The 21,544-nt window shown below is 72.0% G+C and carries 19 protein-coding genes and 1 pseudogene; 12 read left to right on the top strand and 8 right to left on the bottom strand.

Going from position 1 to position 21,544, the window contains the following annotated elements:
* Nucleotides 1–8: 8 nt before the first annotated feature.
* The 3 genes from OHA55_RS07210 to OHA55_RS07220 form a co-directional block, all read right to left on the bottom strand.
* Nucleotides 9–308, bottom strand: coding sequence for an NIPSNAP family protein (locus OHA55_RS07210; RefSeq protein WP_266703888.1), 300 nt, complete (start codon nucleotides 306–308; stop codon nucleotides 9–11).
* A gap of 148 nt (nucleotides 309–456) precedes the next feature.
* Nucleotides 457–888, bottom strand: a complete 432-nt coding sequence (locus OHA55_RS07215; RefSeq protein WP_266703890.1) for an ankyrin repeat domain-containing protein — start codon at nucleotides 886–888, stop codon at nucleotides 457–459.
* A 608-nt stretch (nucleotides 889–1,496) separates the two neighbouring features.
* On the bottom strand, nucleotides 1,497–2,069 hold the full coding sequence (locus OHA55_RS07220; RefSeq protein ID WP_266703892.1) for a TetR family transcriptional regulator: 573 nt from the start codon (nucleotides 2,067–2,069) through the stop codon (nucleotides 1,497–1,499).
* A 118-nt stretch (nucleotides 2,070–2,187) separates the two neighbouring features.
* Here OHA55_RS07220 and OHA55_RS07225 point away from each other — a divergent pair, with 118 nt between their 5' ends.
* Both OHA55_RS07225 and OHA55_RS07230 read left to right on the top strand, forming a co-directional pair.
* Nucleotides 2,188–3,159, top strand: coding sequence for an SDR family oxidoreductase (locus OHA55_RS07225; protein ID WP_266703894.1), 972 nt, complete (start codon nucleotides 2,188–2,190; stop codon nucleotides 3,157–3,159).
* A 349-nt stretch (nucleotides 3,160–3,508) separates the two neighbouring features.
* Nucleotides 3,509–5,233, top strand: a complete 1,725-nt coding sequence (locus tag OHA55_RS07230; RefSeq protein ID WP_266710463.1) for a DUF4157 domain-containing protein — start codon at nucleotides 3,509–3,511, stop codon at nucleotides 5,231–5,233.
* Between the two features lie 53 nt (nucleotides 5,234–5,286).
* Here OHA55_RS07230 and OHA55_RS07235 read toward each other — a convergent pair whose 3' ends face one another.
* Nucleotides 5,287–5,943, bottom strand: a complete 657-nt coding sequence (locus tag OHA55_RS07235; protein ID WP_266703896.1) for a pirin family protein — start codon at nucleotides 5,941–5,943, stop codon at nucleotides 5,287–5,289.
* Between the two features lie 135 nt (nucleotides 5,944–6,078).
* Here OHA55_RS07235 and OHA55_RS07240 point away from each other — a divergent pair, with 135 nt between their 5' ends.
* From OHA55_RS07240 to fabF, 5 genes are all read left to right on the top strand, one after another.
* The gene (locus OHA55_RS07240; RefSeq protein WP_266703898.1) at nucleotides 6,079–7,278 is read left to right on the top strand and encodes a CdaR family transcriptional regulator; all 1,200 of its coding nucleotides are present in this window, start codon (nucleotides 6,079–6,081) and stop codon (nucleotides 7,276–7,278) included.
* 89 nt (nucleotides 7,279–7,367) lie between these two features.
* Nucleotides 7,368–8,282, top strand: a complete 915-nt coding sequence (locus OHA55_RS07245; RefSeq protein WP_266703900.1) for an ACP S-malonyltransferase — start codon at nucleotides 7,368–7,370, stop codon at nucleotides 8,280–8,282.
* Nucleotides 8,283–8,293: 11 nt separating this feature from the next.
* Complete coding sequence (locus OHA55_RS07250) at nucleotides 8,294–9,295, top strand: ketoacyl-ACP synthase III (protein ID WP_266703902.1); 1,002 nt, start codon at nucleotides 8,294–8,296, stop codon at nucleotides 9,293–9,295.
* A 97-nt stretch (nucleotides 9,296–9,392) separates the two neighbouring features.
* Nucleotides 9,393–9,641 (top strand): acyl carrier protein, encoded by a 249-nt coding sequence (locus tag OHA55_RS07255; protein WP_266703904.1) that lies wholly within the window; start codon nucleotides 9,393–9,395, stop codon nucleotides 9,639–9,641.
* 79 nt (nucleotides 9,642–9,720) lie between these two features.
* A complete protein-coding gene (fabF, locus tag OHA55_RS07260) occupies nucleotides 9,721–10,983 on the top strand; it encodes a beta-ketoacyl-ACP synthase II (protein WP_266703906.1) in 1,263 nt (420 codons plus the stop codon).
* Between the two features lie 763 nt (nucleotides 10,984–11,746).
* Here fabF and OHA55_RS07265 read toward each other — a convergent pair.
* Both OHA55_RS07265 and OHA55_RS07270 read right to left on the bottom strand, forming a co-directional pair.
* Nucleotides 11,747–12,535, bottom strand: a pseudogene (locus tag OHA55_RS07265) (alpha/beta fold hydrolase); the annotation flags it as partial.
* 81 nt (nucleotides 12,536–12,616) lie between these two features.
* Nucleotides 12,617–13,111: a DUF3145 domain-containing protein gene (locus OHA55_RS07270; protein WP_266703908.1), complete on the bottom strand. Its 495-nt coding sequence runs from the start codon at nucleotides 13,109–13,111 to the stop codon at nucleotides 12,617–12,619.
* A 368-nt stretch (nucleotides 13,112–13,479) separates the two neighbouring features.
* Between OHA55_RS07270 and OHA55_RS07275 the strand changes: the two genes are divergently transcribed.
* From OHA55_RS07275 to OHA55_RS07295, 5 genes are all read left to right on the top strand, one after another.
* On the top strand, nucleotides 13,480–14,406 hold the full coding sequence (locus OHA55_RS07275) for a GDSL-type esterase/lipase family protein (RefSeq protein WP_266703910.1): 927 nt from the start codon (nucleotides 13,480–13,482) through the stop codon (nucleotides 14,404–14,406).
* Between the two features lie 9 nt (nucleotides 14,407–14,415).
* Complete coding sequence (locus OHA55_RS07280) at nucleotides 14,416–15,417, top strand: aldose epimerase family protein (protein ID WP_266703911.1); 1,002 nt, start codon at nucleotides 14,416–14,418, stop codon at nucleotides 15,415–15,417.
* A gap of 193 nt (nucleotides 15,418–15,610) precedes the next feature.
* On the top strand, nucleotides 15,611–16,021 hold the full coding sequence (locus OHA55_RS07285; protein WP_266703913.1) for a helix-turn-helix transcriptional regulator: 411 nt from the start codon (nucleotides 15,611–15,613) through the stop codon (nucleotides 16,019–16,021).
* A gap of 22 nt (nucleotides 16,022–16,043) precedes the next feature.
* Nucleotides 16,044–16,457, top strand: a complete 414-nt coding sequence (locus tag OHA55_RS07290; protein WP_266703915.1) for a VOC family protein — start codon at nucleotides 16,044–16,046, stop codon at nucleotides 16,455–16,457.
* Between the two features lie 63 nt (nucleotides 16,458–16,520).
* Entirely contained in the window at nucleotides 16,521–18,920 is a 2,400-nt protein-coding gene (locus OHA55_RS07295; protein ID WP_266703917.1) for an excinuclease ABC subunit UvrA, read from the top strand.
* A 45-nt stretch (nucleotides 18,921–18,965) separates the two neighbouring features.
* Here OHA55_RS07295 and OHA55_RS07300 read toward each other — a convergent pair whose 3' ends face one another.
* The gene (locus OHA55_RS07300; RefSeq protein ID WP_266703919.1) at nucleotides 18,966–20,063 is read right to left on the bottom strand and encodes a MarR family transcriptional regulator; all 1,098 of its coding nucleotides are present in this window, start codon (nucleotides 20,061–20,063) and stop codon (nucleotides 18,966–18,968) included.
* A 488-nt stretch (nucleotides 20,064–20,551) separates the two neighbouring features.
* Nucleotides 20,552–21,367 (bottom strand): EI24 domain-containing protein, encoded by an 816-nt coding sequence (locus OHA55_RS07305; protein ID WP_266703921.1) that lies wholly within the window; start codon nucleotides 21,365–21,367, stop codon nucleotides 20,552–20,554.
* Between the last annotated feature and the right edge of the window lie 177 nt (nucleotides 21,368–21,544).

Raw genomic sequence — 21,544 nt, forward strand, 5'->3', positions numbered from 1 at the left:
GCAACCGCTCAGTAGCTCCGCTCCACCGTCCGGTCATCGGTACTCACCAGATAGTCATCGGGATCGAGATCCATGTCCTTGCGGGCAGGAGACGACCAGTACAGGGCGTTGCGCTCGGTGAATGTCTCCGGGCCGTCGTAGGAGATCAGCCACACGAATTGATTGCGCTCCCGGTCGATCCACGCGCCACCGATCTCGAACCCCAACTCCAGCCGCAGTGGCACGATGTCCGACTCCCAACGCCGCACCCATTCGTCCAACAGGCCGTCGCGTACGGTGTAGGTGCGAAGTTGCGTGGTCTTCGGCATGAGCGGTGTCCTTCCTGGAGTGCTGTCCGCGTCCTGTTCGCTGCAGCCTGCGAGCTTAGCCGAGGGCGGGCCGGCCTCCGACGGAGACAGCCGCTCTCGCTCGCCCGATGCGGTGCACCGCATCGGGTGAACTCTATTGGCAAAGGCCTCACTTGACCGATGCCGAGTCCACAGCGGCCCCCTCCAGCACCGCGACCGTCTCCGTCCAGGCCCCGGCCATCGCCCATTCGAGGGGCGTCCGCCCGGTGCCGCGGTCTTCACGTAGATCCGGAACCGCACCTGCGGCCAGGAGCGCGCGTACGACGCCCGTGTGCCCCCAACAGGCCGCCGCGCACAGTGGTGTTCCTTCGCTGCCGGGGCCGGCGCTCTCAGTGTCCGGATCGGCACCGGCCCGCAGGAGGATGCGGACCGCCTCCGCATCGCCCTGGACCGCCGCCGCGTAGAGCGGTGTAGTGCCGTCCGAGTCGGCCGTCCCCGGGTCGGCTCCGACGCGCAGCAGCGCGAGGACCCGTGCCGCATCACCGGTCAGGGCCCCTCCGACCAGATCCCTGGACAGTTTCTTGGACCGTCTTCGCTTCATGGGCGCGGAGCATAGCGAAGGCCCCGACATCGGAACACGACGGTCGCCGCTCTCGTCAACGCCGTCCGCGCCCTCCTCGGCCATCCCGCCCGGTTGCGCCGAGTCCTCGGCGGCGAGGTGCACTGGGAGGACGCGGTGGAGGAGGCCCTGCGGTGCGACTCCAGCGTCTTCGCCCTGCCCTTCGCCCTCCCCCGCCAGGACGTGACACTGGGCGGGCAGCCGGTCCCGAGGGCGACTCCCTTCTGCTCTGTTACACAGCCGCCAACCTGGACCCCCGCCGTACCGCCCGAGACCGGTTCGGCGCGAGCGCGCCGCCGCGTCACCTCGCCTTCGGGCGGCGCGGCCCTCACTACTGTCTCGGCGCCTCGCTCGCCCGTCTCCAACTGCGGACCGCGCCCGCCGGACTGTTCACCGTCTTCCCCCACCTGCTGGCGACCGCCCGGCCGGGGCAGCCCATCGCCTCGTTGACCATCAACTCCCCCCGAAGCCTGATGGTTTCGGACACCCCCTACTCGGTTGCCCGGCACGGTGGGGCTCACGACGATCCGGCCCGGTGGGGCGGGCCCGTCCTCTGGGTGTCGTGGGCTGACCCCGACCGCCGAGGGGCGCTACTCCCCCGCCGCGACCGCTTTCAGTTCGACCAGCGACTCCCGCAGGAAGTCGAGCAGGGGGCGCTCCTCGTTCTCGGCGCCGCCCACCCAGCGTGCGAAGCCGACCTTGAAGACGGCGATGCCCGCCTCGGCGGTGAGGCTCGCAGCGGGCTCCGGGACGCCGCGCTCGCGGAGGGTCACGGAGAGCGCGGCTGCCAGTTTGGCGAGCTTGATGAGCTCGCGCTCGCGCAGTTCGGCGCTGGACGCGATGACGGCCTGGCGCTGACGGGCGAACGCGTGGCGGTCCGCGAAGAAGGCGGCGACGCTCTCCAGCGCCGAGGCCATCGCGTCCATCGGGGCAGCCGTGGCCGGGGTGTCGGCGAGCGCGTCCACGAATGCCTCTTCGAGCAGGTGCGCGCCCCCGAACAGGACCTCGCGCTTGTCCGCGTAGTGCCGGAAGAACGTCCGCTCGGTGAGCCCGGCGCGGGCGGCGATCTGGGCTGCGGTGGTCTGGTCGAACCCGCGCTCGCCGTAGAGCTCCATGGCCGCCTGTTCCAGACGTCCGCGCGCGTTCGGCTCCCATCGACCCATGGGGTGATCCTACGTGATGACAGCACCTGACATCAGGTGTACGTTGATGAGCGTAACGACAGTCACTGACATCGAGACGTCGACTCGTCTCCGCACCGCCCTCCCTGGAGGCTCTCCCATGCGTGTATTCGTCACCGGCGCGTCCGGCTGGATCGGCTCGGCGGTCGTTCCGGAACTCATCTCCGCAGGTCACCAGGTGGTCGGGCTCGCCCGCTCGGACAGCTCCGCCGCCGCGCTCGACAAGGCGGGCGCCGAGGTGCTGCGCGGCTCGCTCGACGACCCCGGTTTGCTGCGCGACGCGGCTGCCGAGGCGGACGGCGTGATCCACCTCGCCTTCAAGCACGACCTGGCGTTCAGCGGCGGGTTCGGGGCCGCCGCCGAGGCGGACCGCCACGCCATCGAGGCCTTCGGCGAGGCACTCGCCGGCTCGGGCCGTCCGCTGGTCATCGCCTCCGGGGTGCTGGGCCTGGCTCCCGGCCGGACCGCGACCGAGGAGGACGGGCAGCCGTCCCCCGGAACGGACACGGAGAGTGCGGGCGTCCCGGCGGGCGTCCCGGCGGGCGTCCCGGCGACCGGCCCGGCGAGCCGGCTGGCCAACGCCCACGCGACCCTCGCCCTCGCGGACCGCGACGTCCGCGCCTCGGTCCTCCGGCTGCCCCCGACCGTCCACGGCGACGGCGACCACGGCTTCCTCGCCGCGATCGTGGCCACCGCCCGCGCGAAGGGGGTCTCCGGCTATGTCGGCGACGGCGCCCAGCGCTGGCCCGCCGTGCACCGGGACGACGCCGCGCGCCTCTTCCGCCTCGCGCTGGAGAACGCTCCGGCGGGCTCGACCCTGCACGCCATCGCCGACGAGGGGGTGCCGATCCGGGCGGTCGCGGAGGTGATCGGCCGCCACCTCGGCCTGCCCGTGGAGTCCGTCGCCCCCGCCGACGCCGCCGCGCACTTCACCTGGCTCGCCGACCTCCTCGCCCTCGACAGCCCCGCCACCGGCGAGCGCACCCGCGCCCTGCTGGACTGGCGGCCGAGCCGGCCGGGCCTCCTCGACGACCTCGGCCAGGGGCACTACTTCGCCGCCCCGGCGGGCTGACCCACACCGCCCCCACCTCCGGCCACCACCCCTGTCCGACTCCGGACGCCTTTGCCCCAAAGGGCGGCTTGCGGTGTCTGTACGGGCACGGTGCCCGGTAACCCCTTGGAACGCCTCGGAGTCGACCCGTGGCATCCGGCTCCTGCGCATGTCCGGATGTGGTTGCGGACGGGGACTGCCGCAGTGAGCCAGGGAGTTTGTTGTGCGAGTGGGCGGCCGGGAGAACACGGACGAGCGGTCCGGCGCGAAAGCCGCACCGGCCTCCGGGTGGCGCCGGCCGTCCGCCCCGCCGCACGTCGGCGGTCCGCTCCCGCTGCAGTCGAGCATCGGCAACCAGGCCGTCGTGCAGATGCTCCTGCGGGCGGGGCATCCGTGGGCCCGGGGAGAGCACCGGCACGGCGCGGACTGCGGGCACGGGAGCGAGCAGCGGCCCGCGGTGCAGCGCTCGACCGTGCCCGACGTGCTGCGCGGAGCCGGTCGTCCGCTGGACTCGGCCCTCCGCGCCGATCTGGAGCCCAGGATGGGCGCGGACTTCTCCGGCGTCCGGGTCCACGACGATGCCGCCGCCCAGGCGTCGGCGGCCGAGGTCGGGGCCGCCGCCTACACCGCCGGCAACCACATCGTCATCGGCAAGGGCGGGGCCGACCGGCGCACCATGGCCCATGAGCTGACCCATGTGATCCAGCAGAGCAGGGGTCCGGTCGCGGGTACGGACGACGGCTCGGGGCTGCGGATCTCGGACCCCTCCGACCGCTTCGAGCGCGAAGCCGAGGCGAACGCGGCGCGCATCGTGTCGGGCCCGGCTCCGGTCCAGCGTCAGGCGGACGACACCGCGCACGACGCCGCGCACGGGGCCGCGCCCCTCCGGACCGCCCTCCGGACCGCCCCGGGGGCGTCCGGGGTCATGGTGCAGCGCACGATGGAGGAGGACCTGACGGACGATCCGCAAGCATTCCTGGCGGCCCATCTGCTCTCCGTGGACGTGGTGACGGGCATGCGGGAGCGCCGGAGCCGACCGGCACTGGAGGATGCCTATGCCGGACTCGGGAGGATCCTGGGCGGCCTTCCCCGTCACTGGTTCGTCCTGACGCCCGACGGGCGGAGGGAGACCGCCGCCCGGAGGGCGTTCCTGCTGACCCCGGCCCTGGAGATGTACGTGGCCGACGAGGAGTACCGGAGGCAGCACTCGTTCCTGGAAGAGCTCGTCGACCATCCGGATCTGCCGCCCGCCCAGCCCGAGGGCAACTACCTCCGCTCCTCGTACGTCCCCTATCTCACGGGTGGCGCGAAGAGGCCGGAGACGGAGGTGGGCCACCAGGAGATCCCGCGGGAGCCGGGGGAGGCTCGGGGAGCGAACCTCGTCTTCACCGCGACGATGAACGGGTGCGCCTTCGCCGTCACCGGGAGCTCCGAGGGACCGGACATGTTCCGCGCCTGGCACTACCAGTCGCCGGGCAGCCGGATGGCGGACTCGCTGGACTTCCAGCACACGCGTGGCACCACGGACTGGTTCGGCGACTCCGAGTACATGGGCCCCGAACTCGACAAGACCCTGCCCGAGGTCACGAACATCCTGTACTCCGGGCCGAGGGGCTGGGAGGTCCACAGCCAGGAGGTCCTGACGTCCACGGCCGACACGAACGACGCGGCCCTCCACAAGACCACCGCCCGTCCGCTCAACCTGAACCCGGCCGACCGCGGCGGGAAGTTCGGCCAGGCCCGTGCGGTCTTCGCGGACGTGGGCTCCAAGCGCATGCGTGACGTCAACCGCGCGGGCGAAGGGCTCAGGACCCACCAGGCTCCGCAGGGCGTACGGGACGCGGCAACCGCGGTCCAGATGGCCGTGGCAGCGGGTACGGCGCACATCCTCGTGGCCGGCGACGGCCCCGCCCTGCGCGAGGGCATCGCAGGGGCCAAAGTCGCCCCCGCCGACCTGGCGCAGCTGACGGCCGCGCGCGACGAGCACGCGGACAGCGAGGAAGTGTGGCCCGGCAAGCTGAGGTACTTCGTCGAGACGATCGACAACTACCACCAGTGGCTGGCCGAGTTGAAGGCCGCCGCGCAGGTCCTGTAGGGCGCCCGGACGGCTCACCACCGGCGCCGGACGAACGGGACCCCGTCAACCCGTCAGCCCGTCAGCTCCCAGACCAGCACCTGGGCCGCGCGCTCCGCCCGGAGTTCCAGCCCCTCGGCCCCGGTGATCCGGGCCGAGTCGCCCGGCCCGAGGTGTTCGCCGCCGAGGGCGACCTCGCCGCCCACCACGTGCAGGTACACCCGTACCGCGTCCGGGACCGCCGCGCGCTCGCCCGGCGCGAGCCGGCGGACGTGCAGCATCGCCCCGGCGGCGGGCAGGGCGTACGGGGTGGAGTCGGCGATGCCGGGGACGACGGTGTACGCGGGCTCACCGCCCGCCTCCAGCGGCGCCAGCCACATCTGAAGAAACGTCAGGGGCGTTTCGCCGTCGTTGCGTTCGACGTGCCGCACCCCGGCCGCCGCGCTGAGGTGCTGTACGTCTCCGGCCCGCACCACCCGGGTGTGACCGGCCGAGTCCCGGTGGGTGAGTTCGCCCTCCACCACCCATGTGACGATCTCGGTGTGGCTGTGCGGATGCTCGTCGAAGCCCGCGCCGGGGGCGAGCCGCTCCTCGTTGCAGGCGAGGACCGCGCCGAAGCGGAGGTTGTCGGGGTCGTAGAAGGAACCGAAGGAGAAGGCGTGCCGGGACTCGATCCCCGCCGCCCGGTCCCCGCCCTCGTACCGGCTCTGCGCGCGGTGTACGGACATCACGCCCCCACGGTAGCCGTGCGCCCGGGGGCCGGCGCTCCCCACGACGGCCGGAATCCGACCGTACGGCCACGTCCCGCGCGCCTCTCGCCCGCCCCGCCCCTCCGTCCCCCTGCCCGGATAAGGCAGTCTTGTCTCGTGTCCCGACCCGATCCCGCGCAGCGCGCCGCCAAAGACGCCCATCCGCATGCCGCGACCCTGAAACGGCTGGAGCAGTCCTCCGGCCGTTTGTCGGCGAACGCCATCGCCCGCATGGACGAGACGCTGCCGTGGTACCGGGCCATGCCCCCGGAGAACCGGTCCTGGATCGGCCTGGTGGCGCAGGCGGGTATCGCCGCGTTCACCGAGTGGTTCCGGCGTCCGGAGACCCCGCAGGCGATCTCCACCGACGTCTTCGGCACGGCCCCGCGCGAGCTGACCAGGGCGATCACCCTGCGGCAGACCGTCGAGATGGTCCGCACCACGATCGAGGTCATGGAGACGGCGATCGAGGAGGTCGCCGCACCGGGCGACGAGTCGGTACTGCGGGAGGCCCTGCTCGTCTACGCCCGGGAGATCGCCTTCGCGACCGCCCAGGTCTACGCGCAGGCGGCCGAGGCGCGCGGTGCGTGGGACGCGCGGCTGGAATCGCTCGTGGTCAACGCGGTCCTGTCCGGCGAGGCGGACGAGGGGGCGGTCTCCCGGGCCGCCGCGCTCGGCTGGAACTCCCCCGAGCACGTCTGCGTGATCCTCGGCACCGCCCCGGACGGGGACAGCGAACTGACGGTCGAGGCCATCCGGCGGGCCGCGCGCGGCTCCAAGGTGCAGGTGCTGACCGGGGTGCTGGGTCATCGTCTGGTGGTCATCGCGGGCGGCAGCGACAACCCGCTCCAGGTGGCGAAGAGCCTGATCGGCCCGTACGCGGCCGGTCCGGTCGTCGCCGGGCCCGTGGTCCCGGACCTGCTGGCGGCGACCCGGTCCGCGCAGGCGGCGGCCGCCGGGCTCAAGGCGTGCGTCGCCTGGCAGGACGCCCCGCGTCCGGTCCTGGCCGACGATCTCCTGCCGGAGCGCGCGATGGCCGGAGACCCTGCCGCGCGCGACCAGCTGGTGGAGGAGATCTACAGCCCCCTGGAAGAGGCCGGGTCCGCGCTCCTGGAGACGCTGAGTGTCTACCTGGAGCAGGCGAGCAGCCTGGAGGGCGCCGCCCGGATGCTGTTCGTGCACCCCAACACCGTGCGCTACCGGCTACGACGTGTGACGGACGTCACCGGCTGGTCGCCGTCGGACGTACGCTCCGCGTTCACGCTCAGGATCGCGCTGATTCTGGGGCGCTTGGCCGCTCGGGATCGCCAGTCCTAGACTTTTGTCGGACTTCAACAATTCCCCTGACGGTTCTTCGTCCCTGTCCCCACGGGCGTACGGGACCGTCCGCAAGAGAGAGTGTGAGGGTGCTCGTACTCGTCGCTCCCGGCCAAGGCGCTCAGACGCCCGGCTTCCTGACTCCCTGGCTCGACCTCCCCGGTGCCGCTGACCGCATCGGGGCCTGGTCGGATGCCATCGGGCTCGACCTTGCCCACTACGGCACGAAGGCCGACGCCGACCAGATCCGTGACACGGCGGTGGCCCAGCCCCTGCTGGTGGCCGCGGGCCTCCTCTCCGCGTCCGCGCTGAACGCCTCCCCCGCCGTCGTGGCCGGGCACAGCGTCGGCGAGATCACCGCGGCCGCCTGGGCCGGTGTGCTCGGCGACGAGGCCGCGCTCGGCCTGGTCCGGGCCCGCGGGCTCGCGATGGCCGACGCCGCCTCGGTCACCGAGACCGGCATGGCCGCGCTGCTCGGCGGCGACCCGGACGTCACGGTCCCGCACCTCGAAAGCCTCGGGCTGACTCCGGCCAACGTGAACGGCGGCGGTCAGATCGTCGCCGCGGGCACGGCCGAGCAGATCGCCGCGCTGACCGAGAACAAGCCGGAGGGCGTGCGCCGCGTGGTGCCGCTCAAGGTCGCCGGGGCGTTCCACACGCACCACATGGCGCCGGCCGTCGAGCGGCTGCGCGAGGCGGCCCAGGGCCTGGAGATCGCCGACCCCACCGTGACGTACGTGTCGAACAAGGACGGCCTGACGGTCGCCACCGGCACCGAGGTCGTCGAGCGGCTGGTCGGGCAGGTCGCGAACCCGGTCCGCTGGGACCTGTGCATGGAGCGGTTCAAGGAGCTCGGTGTGACCGCGCTCATCGAGGCGTGCCCCGGGGGCACCCTCACCGGGCTCGCCAAGCGCGCGCTGCCCGGGGTGCGGACCCTCGCGCTCAAGACCCCCGACGACCTCGACGCGGCCCGCGCGCTCATCTCCGAGCACGCGTCCGCCTAAGGAGCACGAGCATGTCGAAGATCAAGCCCAGCCAGGGCGCCCCGTACGCACGCATCATGGGGGTCGGTGGCTACCGCCCCACCCGTGTCGTGCCGAACGAGGTGATCCTCGAAACGATCGACTCGTCCGACGAGTGGATCCGCTCCCGCTCCGGCATCGCCACCCGGCACTGGGCCTCCGACGAGGAGACCGTGTCCGCGATGTCCGTGGAGGCCGCGGGGAAGGCCATCGCCGACGCCGGGATCACCCCGGAGCAGATCGGCGGTGTGATCGTCTCCACCGTCTCGCACTTCAAGCAGACCCCGGCCGTCGCCACCGAGATCGCGTACAAGATCGGCGCGGGCAAGCCCGCCGCCTTCGACATCTCGGCCGGCTGCGCGGGCTTCGGTTACGGCCTGACGCTCGCCAAGGGCATGATCGTCGACGGTTCCGCCGAGTACGTCCTCGTCATCGGCGTGGAGCGGCTCAGCGACCTGACCGACCTGTCGGACCGGGCCACCGCCTTCCTCTTCGGCGACGGCGCGGGCGCCGTGGTCGTCGGCCCCTCGAAGGTTCCGGCCATGGGCCCGACGGTCTGGGGCTCCGAGGGCGACAAGTCGGAGACCATCAAGCAGACCGTGTCGTGGGACCAGTTCCACGCCGAGCGCCCGGAGAAGTTCCCGGCCATCACGCAGGAGGGCCAGGCGGTCTTCCGCTGGGCCGTCTTCGAGATGGCGAAGGTGGCCCAGCAGGCGCTGGACGCCGCCGGGGTCGCTCCGGAAGACCTGGACGTCTTCATCCCGCACCAGGCCAACATGCGGATCATCGACTCGATGGTGAAGACCCTCAAACTGCCGGAGAACGTCACCGTCGCCCGCGACGTGGAGACGACCGGCAACACCTCCGCCGCCTCGATCCCGCTCGCGATGGAGCGGCTCCTGGCGACCGGGCAGGCGAAGAGTGGCGATACCGCGCTGGTCATCGGCTTCGGGGCGGGTCTCGTGTTCGCCGCGACGGTCGTTACTCTCCCCTAAGGCTTTTCGCCCGGTCCGAACGAGAATCTCCAGCGTCACCGGAACTTCTCGGTCCGGAATAAAGAACCCCAGCAGAAACCACCGAAGGAGCGCCCACATGGCCGCCACGCAGGAAGAGATCGTCACCGGTCTCGCCGAGATCGTCAACGAGATCGCCGGTATCCCGGTCGAGGACGTCCAGCTGGACAAGTCCTTCACCGACGACCTGGACGTCGACTCGCTGTCCATGGTCGAGGTCGTCGTCGCCGCCGAAGAGCGCTTCGACGTCAAGATCCCCGACGAGGACGTCAAGAACCTCAAGACGGTCGGCGACGCTGCCGACTACATCCTGAAGAACCAGGCCTGATCCCAGGCCGGTTCGTGTGTCGCCACCCGGCGGTGGCGCCGCTGATTCACGACCCTCTACACGTGGAGAAGATTTTCCAGTGAACTCGACCAATCGCACCGTGGTCGTCACCGGTATCGGCGCAACCACTCCGCTGGGTGGCGACTCCGCATCGACCTGGGAGGGGTTGATGGCCGGTCGTTCCGGCGTCCAGCCCCTCGAAGGTGAGCGCTTCGCCGAACTGCCCGTCCGGATCGCCGCGTTGGCCGCGGTGGACCCGGGCGAGGTACTGCCCCGCCCGCTCGCGCGCAAGCTGGACCGCTCGGCGCAGTTCGCGCTGATCGCGGCCCGCGAGGCGTGGGCGGACGCCGGCTTCACCGGCAAGGCCGGTGAGGACGACAAGATCCGCCCCGAGCGGCTGGGCACGGTCATCGCCTCCGGCATCGGTGGTGTGATCACGCTGCTCGACCAGTACGACGTGCTGAAGGAGAAGGGCGTACGCCGCGTCTCCCCGCACACCGTCCCCATGCTCATGCCGAACGGCCCGTCGGCCAACGTCGGTCTCGAGGTCAACGCCCAGGCCGGCGTCCACACTCCGGTCTCCGCCTGTGCGTCGGGTGCCGAGGCCATCGGGTACGCCGTCGAGATGATCCGTACCGGCCGTGCCGACGTGGTCGTCGCCGGTGGTACCGAGGCGGCCATCCACCCGCTGCCGATCGCGGCTTTCGCCAACATGATGGCGATGTCCAAGAACAACGACGAGCCGCAGAAGGCTTCGCGTCCGTACGACACGGGCCGTGACGGCTTCGTCCTCGGCGAGGGCGCGGGCGTCGTCATCCTGGAGTCGGCCGAGCACGCCGCCGCGCGCGGCGCCAAGGTCTACTGCGAGGTGCTGGGCCAGGGCCTGTCGGCCGACGCCCACCACATCGCGCAGCCCGAGCCGACCGGCCGGGGCATCGCCGCTGCGATGCGCAACCTGCTGGAGAACACGGACCTCAAGCCGTCCGAGGTCGTCCACCTGAACGCGCACGCCACGTCCACGCCGCAGGGCGACGTGGCCGAGCTGAAGGCCCTGAAGGCGGTCCTGGGCGACGATCTCGACCACGTCGCGATCTCGGCGACCAAGTCGATGACGGGTCACCTGCTCGGTGGCGCGGGCGGCATCGAGACCGTGGCCACGGTCCTCGCGCTGCACCACCGGATGGCTCCGCCGACCATCAACATCGAGAACCTCGACGACGACGTGACGGCGAACATCGTCCGCGACAAGCCGCAGCCGCTGCCCGAGGGTTCGATCGCCGCGATCAACAACTCCTTCGGTTTCGGCGGCCACAACGTGGTCCTCGCCTTCCGCAGCGTCTGATCGTTTCCGCTCGGTCCGTACGGCGAAGCCCGCCTCCCCGGTTCTTCCGGGAGGCGGGCTTCGCCGTGTCCGGGGCCCGGCGGCGGGGTCACGTCCGCCCGGGCTCGACGATCACCTCGCTGCCGATCGGCACGAACCCGGCGGCGAGGAAGCCGCGCAGGGAGCGGGCGTTGCCGGGGGCGACGGCCGCGAAGACGGGCCGGCCCTCCGGTACGAGGGTGAGGGCGTCGGCCAGCAGACCGCGCCCCCGTCCGGGAACCCCGTCATGGGCGGGGGCTTCGGGATCGTGGAGTTCGATGCTGAGTTCCGGGCGCCCGGCGAGCCCTTCGGCGAGGGTGATCAGGCCCCGCTCGTCCCCGTACACCCGGACGGCGCGGCGGAGCCGTCGGGCGTGCCGGACGCGCGGGTGGTCGTCGTGGCCGTCGAGCGGACGCAGCCGCGGCGGGCCTCCGGTTCCCCGGGCGACGAGGGTCGCGTCGGTGACGCCGACCGTGCCGTGCGGGCCTGCCAGCAGGCGCAGGAAGTCCGGGGCGAGGGAGGCTCCGAAGCCGTCCGGTCCGGCCCCGGCGACCTCGTCGGCGCTCAGCGCGGTGGCGACGACCGCGTGGCCGGTGAACGCGACGGAGCACTCCGGTCCGCCGGGTACGGGCGGCAGCACCGTCACCCCGCCGTCGACGGGCGGGAAGCGTCCTTCGGCGGCGGCGAGGAAGAGTCCGAGCAGCGGATGGGGTGCGGTCCGGCGGGCGTCCGCCGGCTGCTCGGCGAGGAAGCCGAGCAGTACGGCGTTGAACCGCTCGGGCTGCTCGGCGCCCGGCAGGTGGCCCGCGCCCCCGATCACTTCGAGCCGCGCGTGCGGGGCGTGGTGGCACAGTTCCTCGGCGTCGGCGAGCGGGGTGTACGCGTCGTCGGCGCCGACCACGACGAGTACGGGGACGTCGGCGGCGGCCAGCACGGGCCGGAGGTCGGGGCGTTCGGCACGGCCCCGGAGCGCGGCGGCGGCTCCGCGCGGGTCGGTGGCCCGCATCATCGCGAGCACCCGGGCGGCCACCTCGGGCAGGGCGGTCACGTTGTAGTCGGCGAGCATCTTGTCGATGACCTCGGCGGCGTACCCGTCCATGCCCTCGGCCGTCAGCCGGTCGGCGACCTTGTCGCGGTACGCCTTGCCGTCCTCGGTCTCGGGCCGCGCGGAGGTGTCGGAGAGGACCAGTGCGCGGACCCGTCCGGGGTGCAGCCGCCGGAACTCCAGGGCGATCTGACCGCCCATCGAGACGCCGCCCACCACCGCGTCGGCGAGCCCGAGGTGGTCGAGGAGGGCGGCGAGGTCGTCCGCGAAGTCGGAGAGGTACACCGTCCCCTCCGTCACCTCGCTCGCGCCGTAGCCGCGCAGGTCCGGGGTGATCACCCGGTACCCGGCCGCCGCCAGCGCCCGGGCCTGCGGGGCCCAGAGCGTGCGGTCGAACGGGTGGCCGTGGACCAGGAGGACGGGCAGCCCGCCGGAGGGCCCGAAGTCGTCGTACCGGAGGCTGGCGCCGCGCACCTCGTGGAAGGTCATGCGGCGCAGGCTAGTCAGCCCGCGCCCCGCACTCCCGGGCAATTCAGCATGTGGGACGCGGTGCTTGAGGCACCGCCGCCCTCAGACCACCTGGTGCAGCCAGCGGACCGGGGCGCCTTCTCCGGCGTGCCGGAAGGACTCCAGCTCGTCGTCCCAGGGTTTGCCGATGAGCCCGGCGACCTCCGCCTCCAGGTCCGACTCCCCGCGCAGGGAGCGCGTCAGCGCGGCCCGCAGCCGGTCCTCGGGGACGAGGATGTCACCGTTCATGCCGGTGACCGCGTGGAAGATGCCGAGCGTCGGGGTGGAGCTGTAGCGCTCCCCCTCGGCCGTGGCGCACGGCTCGGCGGTCACCTCGAAGCGCAGCAGGTCCCAGCCGCGCAGGGCGGAGGCGAGTTCGGAGGCGGTGCCGGTGCGGCCCCGCCAGGAGAACTCGGACCGCCAGGTGCCGGGCGCGGCCGGCTGTCTGATCCAGTCCAACTGGACCCGCACCCCGAGTACGCCCGCCACCGCCCATTCGATGTGCGGACAGAGCGCGCGCGGTGCGGAGTGTACGTACAGGACTCCACGTGTCGTCACCGGAACCTCCCGTGTGGGACGAGGTACGCCTTCCCCAGCGGCCTCGCGCCCGTACCGCCTGTTCCCGGCCGGCTCCCGAGGTTGTCATCAGTAAACAGCATCGGGAGATAATCTCCAGAAAACGGACAGTATGTGACGTGAGGTAACTTACCGGACCTCCCGTGCGGGGCGCGGGCGGGCGGGCCTCACTGGTTCTCCCGGAAAAAGCTACCGTGCGCCGGGGCCGGGCGTGTGACGTACGGTCGGTCCGGGGCCCCTTGTTCGGCCGCTTTCACCCGGCGGAGCGCGCCCGGCGCACGCCTGCGCGTACGGGCTGTGCCGGGGGCCATGACCAGGGGCATAGGCCAGCAACGACCGGAGGTTGAGGGATGCCGGAACGCACACGGTCGGGTCGTCGTTCCCGTACGGCCGTCACCGGAATGGCCGCATGGGCGTGCGCCGGCGCACTCGCGCTGACGGGGTGTTCCGGCGGAGCGGACGGGGGCGCGCAGAACGCGCCGAAGGGCGCCGGTCGCGCGACGGCCGCCGCGCCCGCCGGTCCGGTGTGGAACCGCCACCCCGCCTCGGTCGCGGCGGTCGGCGATTCGATGACCCGGGGGTTCGACGCCTGCTCGGTGCTGGCCGACTGTCCCGAGGTCTCCTGGGCCACCGGGACGGACGGCGCGGTGCGCAGTCTCGCCGCCCGGCTCCTCGGCCCGTCCGAGGTGGCGGCGCACAGCTGGAACCACGCCGTGTCGGGCGCCCGGATCGCCCAGTTGCCGGAGCAGATGGCCGAGGCGGCGCGGGAACGTCCGGAGCTGGTGACGGTGATGATGGGCGCCAACGACGCCTGCCGGGGCTCGGTGGCGTCCATGACCCCCGTGGCGGACTTCCGGTTCTCCTTCGACCTGTCGCTGCGGCAGTTGCGGGCCGCCGCCCCGAAGGCGCAGGTGTACGTGGCGAGCGTGCCGGACCTGTGGCGGCTCTGGTCGACCGGGCGCCGCAACCCGCTGGGCAAGCAGGTCTGGAAGCTCGGGATCTGCAAGGCGATGCTGGCGGACGCGGACGACATGGGCGCCGCCGCCACCGCCCGGCGGGCGGCCGTGCGCGAGCGGGTGGTGGAGTACAACCAGGTGCTGCGCGAGGTGTGCGCGAAGGACGAGCTCTGCCGGTACGACGGCGACGCGGTCTACGACTATCCGTTCACCGGCGCCCAACTCAGCCCGTGGGACTGGTTCCACCCGGGGCGCGACGGGCAGGCCCGGCTGGCCGAGATCGCCTACCGCAATGTCACGGCAGCCGCCCCACCAGCGTAAAGTCCGATCATGAGTACGAGTACGACGACGATCAGCAGCGAAGCGTTCGGCACCCTCCCGGACGGCACGTCCGTGGAGCGCTGGACCCTGGAGCGCGACGGGAGCCGGGTGCGTCTGCTGACGTACGGCGCGATCGTGCAGTCCGTCGAGGTGCCGGACCGGGACGGGACCGCCGGGGAGATCGTCCTCGGGCTGCCGGACCTCGCCGGGTACACGACGTATGCCTCGCCGTTCTTCGGCGCGGTCTGCGGCCGGTACGCGAACCGCATCGGCGGCGCCTCCTTCACGCTCGACGGCCGCACCCACCGGCTGACCGCCAACGAGGGCCCCAACCAGCTGCACGGCGGGGCGCGCGGCTTCGACAAGCGCGTCTGGGAAGCCCGCGAGGTGGACGGCGGTGTGGAGCTGCGCCTCGTCGCCGAGGACGGCGAGGAGGGCTTCCCGGGGAGGCTCGCGGTCTCGGTGACGTACACGCTGGAGCCGGGCGGCTCGCTGCGGATCGGCTACCGGGCGACGACCGACGCGCCGACCGTCGTGAACCTCACCAACCACACGTACTGGAACCTGGCCGGTGCGGGCACCGGCAGCGCGCTCGGGCACGAGCTGCGGATCGCGGCCGGGCGGATCACCCCGGTGGACGACGCCTCGCTGCCGACCGGCGAACTCGCCCCGGTGGACGGCACCCGGTTCGACTTCCGCACGCCGAAGCCGGTGGGCCCCGCGTACGACCACAACTACGTGCTGGACACCCCGGGCGGGCTCGCCGAGGTCGCCGCCGAGCTGTACGACGCGGGTTCCGGGCGGGCGCTGACGGTGCGGACGACCGAGCCGGGCATCCAGCTGTACACCGCCGACCACCTCGGCGACGGCCCGTTCGTGCCGTCCGCGGGCATCGCGCTGGAGACCCAGCACTTCCCGGACTCGCCGAACCGGCCGGACTTCCCGAGCACGGTGCTGCGGCCGGGCGAGGAGTACGTCTCGACGACGGAGTACGGCTTCTCCGTGCGCTGAGCTCCGCCCGGAAGACGAGCGGGACGTGGGAGGAGCCCCGCAGCGGTGTCAGGTCCGCTGCGGGGCTCCTCCGTGCGTGGACCGTCCCGGACCCGGTACGTACCCGGGATCGGCGCGATCATGCCCATGACCGGTACTCCGCATCTGCCGAAGAGCCGTGCGCGGCCGGCGGGCACTGTGCGAAGGTGGCCGGATGACGTCGTTGGAAGACCTCCGCAGACTGCGCCGGGCCCGCGACCGGATGGACCGCGAGTACGCCGAGCCGCTCGACGTCCCCGCGCTGGCGCGTACCGCCCTGATGTCGGCGGGCCACTTCTCCCGCAGCTTCCGGGCGGCCTACGGGGAGACCCCGTACAACTACCTCATGACCCGCCGGATCGAGCGGGCGAAGGCGCTGCTGCGGCGGGGCGACCTGTCGGTCACCGAGGTCTGCTTCGAGGTCGGCTGCACCTCGCTGGGGTCGTTCAGCTCGCGCTTCACCGAGCTGGTCGGCGAGAGCCCGAGCGCCTACCGGGCCCGCTCCCACGAGGCGGGCGCGGCCGTCCCCGCCTGCGTCGCGAAGATCAACACGAGACCGGTCAGGAATGGAGAAGCGAAACGATGACCCCGCCCGTAGCGTGAAACGCATGGACATCAACCTTTCCCAGTGCTTCATCGCCGTCGACGACCACGACAAGGCGCTCCCCTTCTACCGCGACGTGCTCGGGCTCGAAGTCCGCAACGACGTCGGCTTCGAGGGGATGCGCTGGGTGACCGTCGGCTCCCCCTCGCAGCCCGGCGTGAACATCGTGCTGGAGCCGCCACTGGCGGACCCGGGCGCCTCGCCCGCCGACCGGCAGGCCGTGGCGGAACTCCTCGCCAAGGGCCTGCTGCGCGGGGTCATCTTCTCGACCGACGACGTCGACGCCACCTTCGAGCGCATCCGCGAGGGCGGCGGCGAGGTACTCCAGGAGCCGCTCGACCAGCCCTACGGCGTCCGCGACTGCGCCTTCCGCGACCCGTCGGGCAACATGCTGCGCTTCACCCAGAACAAGAAGTGACGCGCGCGCCCATCGCGCCGTAGACCATCGCACGCCGGAACGCGCACCGCAGGAGGAGACAGTATGAGCAGGGCCCAGGGGACGGATCGACGGTCGGCCGAGGAGCGCGGGGCGGACGGCCACGATCTGATCCGGGTGCACGGCGCGCGGGTGAACAACCTCAAGGACATCAGCGTCGAACTCCCCAAGCGCCGGCTGACAGTGTTCACCGGCGTCTCCGGCTCGGGCAAGAGCTCCCTGGTGTTCGGCACGGTCGCCGCCGAGTCGCAGCGGCTGATCAACGAGACGTACAGCGCCTTCGTGCAGGGTTTCATGCCCACGCAGGCACGGCCCGAGGTGGACGTGCTCGACGGCCTGACCACCGCGATCCTCGTCGACCAGCAGCGGCTCGGCGGAGACCCCCGCTCCACCGTCGGCACCGCCACCGACGCCAACGCGATGCTGCGCATCCTCTTCAGCCGCCTCGGTAAGCCGCACATCGGTCCGCCGAGCGCGTACGCGTTCAACGTCCCCTCGGTACGGGCGAGCGGGGCGATCACCGTCGAACGCGGCAACAAGAAGGCCGTGAAGGCCACCTTCAACCGGACCGGCGGGATGTGCCCGCGCTGCGAGGGCCGGGGCACCGTCTCCGACATCGACCTCACCCAGCTCTACGACGACTCCAAGTCGCTGGCCGAGGGCGCGTTCACCATCCCCGGCTGGAAGTCCGACAGCTTCTGGACCGTGCGGGTCTACGCCGAGTCCGGCTTCCTCGACCCGGACAAGCCGATCCGCGACTTCACCAAGAAGGAGATGCAGGACTTCCTGCACCGGGAGCCCACCAAGGTGAAGGTCGAGGGCGTCAACCTCACCTACGAGGGGCTGATCCCCAAGATCCAGAAGTCCTTCCTCTCCAAGGACAAGGAGTCGCTCCAGCCGCACGTCCGGGCGTTCGTGGAGCGCGCGGTCACCTTCACCCCCTGCCCCGAGTGCGAGGGCACCCGGCTCAGCGAGGGGGCGCGGTCCTCGAAGATCGCGCGCGTCTCCATCGCCGACGCCTGCGCGATGCAGATCAGCGACCTCGCCGCGTGGGTGGCCGGTCTGGACGAGCCCTCGGTGGCGCCGCTCCTCACCGCTTTGGGGCGGACCCTCGACTCGTTCGTGGAGATCGGCCTCGGCTACCTCTCGCTCGACCGCCCGGCGGGCACGCTCTCCGGCGGCGAGGCGCAGCGCGTGAAGATGATCCGCCATCTCGGCTCCTCGCTCACCGATGTCACGTACGTCTTCGACGAGCCGACCATCGGGCTGCACCCGCACGACATCCAGCGGATGAACGGCCTGCTGCTGCGGCTGCGGGACAAGGGCAACACGGTGCTCGTGGTGGAGCACAAGCCGGAGACGATCTCCATCGCCGACCATGTGGTGGACCTGGGCCCCGGCGCCGGTACGGCAGGAGGCACGGTCTGTTTCGAGGGGACCGTGGAGGGCCTGCGCAAGAGCGACACGGTCACCGGCCGCCACTTCGACGACCGGGCCGAGCTCAAGACACAGGTGCGGAAGCCCACCGGGGTGCTGGAGATCCGGGGCGCCTCGACGCACAACCTGCGGGACGTCGACGTGGACCTGCCCCTCGGGGTGCTCACGGTGGTCACCGGGGTCGCCGGTTCGGGCAAGAGCTCGCTGGTGCACGGGGCGCTCCCCCGGCAGGCGGGGGGCGGGGACGTCGTGTCGGTGGACCAGAGCCCGATCCGGGGTTCGCGGCGGAGCAACCCGGCGACGTACACCGGGCTGCTGGACCCGGTCCGCAAGGCGTTCGCGAAGGCCAACGACGTGAAGCCCGCGCTCTTCAGCGCCAACTCCGAGGGTGCGTGCCCCGGTTGCAACGGCATCGGGGTCGTCTACACCGATCTGGCGATGATGGCGGGGGTCGCCTCGGTCTGCGAGGAGTGCGAGGGCCGCCGCTACCAGGACGCGGTACTCGCCTACCGGCTCGGCGGGCGGGACATCAGCGAGGTGCTGGCCATGTCGGCGTCCGAGGCGCGGGAGTTCTTCGCCGAGGGCGAGGCGGCGACGCCCGCCGCGGAGCGGATTCTCGCCCGGCTGGTGGACGTCGGGCTCGGATACCTCACCCTGGGGCAGCCGTTGACCACCCTCTCCGGCGGTGAGCGCCAACGCCTCAAGCTGGCCACGCACATGGGCGAGAAGGGCGGGATCTATCTGCTCGACGAGCCGACCACGGGTCTGCACCTCGCCGACGTCGAGCAGTTGCTCGGTCTGCTCGACCGACTGGTGGACTCGGGGAAGTCCGTGATCGTGGTCGAGCACCACCAGGCGGTCATGGCACACGCCGACTGGATCGTCGACCTCGGTCCCGGGGCGGGGCACGACGGCGGGCGGATCGTCTTCGAGGGAACCCCGGCCGACCTGGTCGCCGCCCGATCCACCCTCACGGGCGAGCACCTGGCGGCGTACGTCGGGGCCTGAGCGGCCGGGACTTCGCCGACTGCCTGGCCACGGACCCAGCGCCCGTCAGGGGCTGCGCATCAGGTTGCGGAGACCGGCGACGAGGGCCGCGACATCGCGTTCGGCAGGCTCCGGGGCGGCCGCCGCGTCGGCCGCTCCGGGCGCTTGGTGGGCCGTACGGCAGGGGGCGCAGAGGCCGTCCGGGAGTGCCTCGGCCCGGCCGGGGCGGCCGCAGTCGGTGCACTCGACCAGGAGCCCGCGCACCGGGGTGGCGGGGCGGCCTCCCGGAGCCGGGACCGGCGGCGGGGTCGGTGCGGCGGGCAGGCGGGGCGGCATCTTGTCGGTGAGGCGGCGGCGTGCGAGCCCCACGGGTGACCCGACCTGCTCGGGCAGCCCGGCGGTGAGCGCCGAGGTCAGGTACTCGGCGCTGACGCCCCGTGCGAACCAGGCGGCGGCGAGCGGCTCCAGGACCTGGCAGTCGGCGGCGGAGAGCGTCAAGCGGGGCTCCCGGCGGCCCAGTTCGGCCAGGGCGAGATAGGCGGGGGACGGACCGGACGCGCCGTCGGCGGCGCCAACGGCAGCCGCAGCCGGTTCCTGGTGTTCCTGCGGCTGAGCCTCCGGCGGGTTCGGGCCCGGAGTTGCGGCGGCGGCCGCGTCAGCCTCCGGCCGCCCGTCCGACGCGCGCTGCGGGGTGCGCTGCCGAGGCACGACAGGCTGCGAGGTCACGACCGGTTCAGGGCTGGGGACCTGCTCCTGTGCGGCGGCTTCCGCTTCGAGGCGGGCGGTCCACCACTCGTTGTCGCGGGCGGTCCGCGACCAGAAGGTGAGCGTCACCCACCGGCTCGCGCCGTCCAGCTCCAACCGGGAGCGCATCCGGCGCAGATGCCCGGCCAGAGCGAGCGCACGCAGAGCGGTGCCGATGGCCATCTGGCCGTACAGGGGCAGGTCCTTGGCCAGCGACTTGATGTCCATGGCGGCACCGTCCGGCAGGTGGTCGACATATCCGGCGACATACCGTTCCCGTTCCGGCAGGAAGGCGAAGTCGGCGGCGTGGGGCGGCTCCTGGCCGGAGACGGACTGCTTGCCGTAACCCGGATGCGCCTTGCGGTACGGGCGGGAAGCTGCGAGGGCGGGCGGGGCAGAGCTAGAGTGCTGGGTAGCCATGAGATCGGTCTTTCTAAGGGTTGTCGATCTTTGGTGAGACCCCGGCCTGGTGCTCCAACACCGCGTCGGGGTCGTTTCGTTGGGGGCACCGTAAGCAGACGCGACTCTCCGTTGCAACTCGTTCACCATTAGTCATACTTGCTGGCCGTGACGGGGTGGGAGGGAGGGGAGGTTTCCCCAAACCCCCTTACCTACCTCCCGGATGTACAACACCGCTCGAATCCCGGACCTCGCATCCCGACCCCCGAATCCCGAAGCTCAAGCGTCGGCCCGAACGCCTCTCCAGGCCCCTCGAACGAGTGATGGGGCAGGCGGAGTAGACAGCGAAGCTCGAACCCCGGGGCCCAAGACCCAAGACCCGAGACCCGAGACCCGTGCCGGGGGCGGGTCCTGTCGCACCGTCCACCGGGCGGGGCAGGTTCGTACCCTGCGTACGCCAGGAGAAGTCCGGGCGTCGACCGCCGCAACGGCACCCCAACGTGGCGCGGTTACTCGTCCTCGGTCTTCACGAGCGAGGTGACGGGTGCGGGCCGTGTGGCCCCTGCGTTCTCCGCTTCTGCCTCTGCCTGCGCGTCGACGAGGTCGCGGACCAGCAGGGTCGCCCCGGCGACCGCGCCGGGCATCAGGAACACGGCGACGAGCGGGATCAGGAAGGCGAGGGTCAGCGGGACGCCGAACCCGAGGACCAGCATCCGCCGGCCGCGCAGCAGCGCCAGGCGGGCACGCAGATCGCGGCCCCGGCGCTGGAGGGCGACGGAGGTGAGCTCCTCGGCGAGGAAGTAGCCGGAGACACAGAAGCCCAGGGCGGGTACGACGGTCTGCCCGGCCACCGGGATGAAACCGAGGGCGAAGAGGACGACGCCGTAGAGGGCGACCCGCACGAGGATGCGGACGGAGTCCCGGGCGGAGACCCAGAGTTCGCGCCAGAGCGGCAGCCCCGACTCGTGGACCGCGCCGCCTTCGCTGCGGTCGACCTCCTCGGAGAGCGACTCGTAGAACGGCTGGCCGACCAGGAGCGTGACGGCGGTGAACGTGATGACCGCCAGGAACAGGCCGAAGACGAAGAGCAGCACGGTCAGCGTGTTGCGGAGCAGGCCGAGCCAGGGCGAGGACCAGTCGTCGGCGAACGGGGTGGACCAGTCCACCAAGTCGTCGGCGCCGTAGGCGAGTCCGACGAGTGCGCCCGCGTACACGACGAGGGTGATCAGTCCGGGAAGCAGACCGAAACCGAACCAGCGGCCGTGCCGGCCGACCCAGCGCTGCCCCTTCAGCAAGTAGCCGAATCCGGCCGCGAGATCACTCATGGCGTCAGGGTACGTGCCGGTCCTCCGGGGCCCGCGCGCGGTGTAACCGGAGCGATCCGGACCACCGGGTGGCGGCGGTCCCGTGCGGTGCGCCACGGCCCCTGCGGGAAGGGCTTTCCGAGCGGGAGATGGAACCTTCATGGCCTCCCGGTTAACCACTATTGAAGATCAGAAAAT

The sequence above is a fragment of the Streptomyces sp. NBC_00102 genome, assembly GCF_026343115.1.
Lineage (GTDB): Bacteria > Actinomycetota > Actinomycetes > Streptomycetales > Streptomycetaceae > Streptomyces.